This window comes from Mesorhizobium sp. M2C.T.Ca.TU.002.02.1.1 (genome assembly GCF_003997225.1).
In genome coordinates, this window is the sequence record NZ_RZTO01000775.1 from 1 (window position 1) to 2859 (window position 2859).

3 protein-coding genes are annotated in these 2859 nt (G+C 65.6%); 1 reads left to right on the top strand and 2 read right to left on the bottom strand.

What is annotated here, in order from left to right; translation table 11 throughout:
• Nucleotides 1-88 precede the first annotated feature (88 nt).
• Both queG and EOD07_RS29195 read right to left on the bottom strand, forming a co-directional pair.
• Nucleotides 89-1240 carry a tRNA epoxyqueuosine(34) reductase QueG gene (gene queG / locus EOD07_RS29190; protein WP_127237812.1) on the bottom strand — a complete coding sequence of 384 codons (1152 nt, stop codon included), beginning with the start codon at nucleotides 1238-1240 and terminating at the stop codon, nucleotides 89-91.
• Nucleotides 1221-1913, bottom strand: a complete 693-nt coding sequence (locus EOD07_RS29195) for a glutathione S-transferase family protein (protein ID WP_042645260.1) — start codon at nucleotides 1911-1913, stop codon at nucleotides 1221-1223. Before EOD07_RS29195 ends, queG begins: the two co-directional genes overlap by 20 nt.
• Nucleotides 1914-2073: 160 nt before the next feature.
• On the opposite strand from EOD07_RS29195, the gene EOD07_RS29200 reads away from it, so the two are divergent.
• Nucleotides 2074-2859: undecaprenyl-diphosphate phosphatase (locus EOD07_RS29200; RefSeq protein WP_127237813.1), on the top strand; the 786-nt coding region annotated here is incomplete at its 3' end.

Here is a 2859-nt window from a genome sequence, read left to right on the forward strand (position 1 = left end):
GTGCCGGAGACGGGCGCGTGCTGGGCGTTGGCCCGGCCGAAAGCCTTGGCCGAATAGCCGGCGCCGAAGATGAAGAAGCGTCTCCCGCTCATCGATGAACCTCCGCGGATGTCAAGGCGGCCAGCCATTCCTCTTGAACCGCCGCATCGGCCTCGGTCTGCGAAGCCGTGGCGGCAAGATCGCCAAATTCGCGATCGGAGAGTAGTCGCGACAGGGCCCAGATTGCCGCACCCCTGACCAGCGGCGAGCCGTCATCGAGCAGTCCGCGCACCGCCGGCGTCAGCGAAGCATCGCCCGAATTGCCGGCGGCGATCAGCACGTTGCGGATGAAACGGTCGCGGCCGATGCGCTTGACCGGCGAGCCCGAGAAGAAAGCGCGAAACGCCGCATCGTCGAGCGCGAGCAGCTCCGACAGCGGCGGCTCGCGCAGATCCTCGCGGGCGGCAAGCTTCGCTTCGGAAGCAGCCCTTGCGAACTTGTTCCAGGGACACGCCGCCAGGCAATCGTCACAGCCATAGATGCGGTTGCCGATCGCCTCGCGGAATTCGTGGGGGATCGGCCCCTTGTTCTCGATGGTGAGGTAGGAGATGCAGCGCCGCGCATCGAGCCGGTAGGGCGCCGGGAAAGCATCGGTCGGGCAGGCGTCGAGGCAGGCGCGGCAGGAGCCGCAATGGTCGATCTCGGCCTGGTCCGGCTTGAGCTCGGCCGTGGTGAAGATCGTGCCGAGGAAGAGCCACGAGCCATGCGCGCGGCTGACCAGGTTGGTGTGCTTGCCCTGCCAGCCGAGCCCGGCGGCTTCCGCCAGCGGCTTTTCCATCACCGGCGCGGTATCGACGAATACTTTTACGTCGCCGCCCGCCCTTGCCACGATCTTGCCGGCGATCTCCTTCAGCCGGCCCTTCATCACGTCGTGATAGTCGCGGTTCTGCGCATAGACCGAAATCGCGCCGCAATCGGGCTTTGTCAGGATATCGCGCGGGTCGCGGTCGGGGCCGTAATTCATGGCCAGCACGACGATCGAGCGCACCTCCGGCCACAATGTCGAAGGCTCGGCGCGGCGTTGAAGCGTCTCGGCGATCCAGTCCATCGAGCCGTGGAAACCGTCGGCGACGAATTCGGCTAAGCGTGCGGGCGCCAGCGGGATCGCGTCCGGCCGGGTCACGGCGACCGCCTCGAAGCCGGCGCGGCGCGCCTCCGCGTCGATCAGCGCGCGTAAGGCTTCAGAAGTCGAGATCCGCATAATGCGATACCGGCGACAGGCCGCGCACCCGGTCGGAGAGCAGCGGCCGGAACGACGGCCGCGATTTCACCCGCGTGTACCATTCGCGCGCGGCGCTGTGTTCGCGCCAGTCTATCTCGCCGAGATAATCGAGCACCGAAAGCGTCGCCGCCGCGGCGAGGTCGGCATAGGTTACCTTGTTGCCGGCCAGCCAATGGCGCGTGCCGGCGAGCCAATTGGTGTATTTCATGTGCTGGCGGATGTTGGCGCGCGCGGCGCGGATCGCCGCCGAATCGGGCGAGCCGCCGCCGGCGGTTTCCGGCATCACCGGCTTCAGCACGCGCTCGCGCACCAGGTGGCGGGTGACCTCGCTCTCGGCCTTCGCCAGATACCAGTCGGTCAGCCGGCGGATTTCGGCGCGCTGCATCGGGTCCTCGGCGAACAGCCGCTTGTCGCGCTTCAGCACGCCACGCGTCTCGTCGAGATATTCGGCGATCACCATGGCGCCGACGATCGGCACGTCGCCTTCGGCGAGCAGGATCGGCAGCGTGCCGGCCGGGTTCAGCGCCAGGAACTCCTTGCGCCGCGTCCACGGCTTTTCCTCGATCAGCGCCAGCTCCTCGCCATACTCGCCAAAGGCGAGGCGCACGAACCGGCAGGTGGCGAACATGGGATGATGGAAAAGCGTCAGCATGGTTCCGCGATGATAGGGCGCACTGGCGAATCGATACCTGCGCCGGTAAGTCTTGGCGGCCCGTCATGCGGCCGTCACGGTGTTGCGACCTATAGGGTGACTTCCGCGCCGTGACAAGCAAGCCGTTGTCTCCAGCTATCCCCGAAATCCTGAGGTTGCCATGGAAAGCCAGACCATCGTCGAAGCGCTGCTGCTTGGGTTGCTGGAGGGCCTGACCGAGTTCATCCCGGTGTCCTCGACCGGCCACATCCTGCTTGCCGGCCATTTTCTCGGCTTCCACTCCACCGGCAAGGCCTTCGAGATCCTGATCCAGCTCGGCGCCATCCTGGCGATCCTCAGCGTCTATTTCGGCAAGCTCTGGCAGATGCTGGTCAAGCTGCCCAGCGATCCGCAAACAAGGCATTTCGTCATCGGCATCCTGATCGCCTTCCTGCCGGCCGCGGTCATCGGCGCGGTGGGTCACGACTTCATCAAAAACTATCTGTTCGAATCGCCAAAACTGATCTGCAGCATGCTGATCATTGGCGGCGTGGTGCTGCTCGTCGTCGACCGCATCAACTTCAAGCCGGTGCATCACGACGTCGAGCGCTTCCCGTTGAGCGTTTATCTCAAGATCGGCCTGTTCCAGTGCCTGTCGCTGATCCCCGGCACGTCGCGCTCCGGCTCGACCATCGTCGGCGCGCTGCTGATGGGCGTCGACAAGCGCGCGGCGGCGGAATTCTCCTTTTTCCTCGCCATGCCCACCATGGTCGGCGCCTTCGCCTTCGACCTCTTCAAGAACCGCAACGTGCTGACCGCGGCCGACCTGCCGATCATCTCCGTCGGCTTCATCGCCGCCTTCGTCGCCGCGCTCATCGTGGTGCGCTTCCTGCTCGATTACGTCTCGCGCAAAGGCTACGCGCTGTTCGGCTGGTGGCGGCTGCTGGTGGGGATTGTGGGGCTGGCG

What these genes read in the sequence shown, in the direction of transcription:
- queG (WP_127237812.1), bottom strand. Translation starts at nt 1,240, where the DNA reads ATGCGGATCTCGACTTCTGAAGCCTTACGCGCGCTGATCGACGCGGAG.
- EOD07_RS29195 (WP_042645260.1), bottom strand. Translation starts at nt 1,913, where the DNA reads ATGCTGACGCTTTTCCATCATCCCATGTTCGCCACCTGCCGGTTCGTG.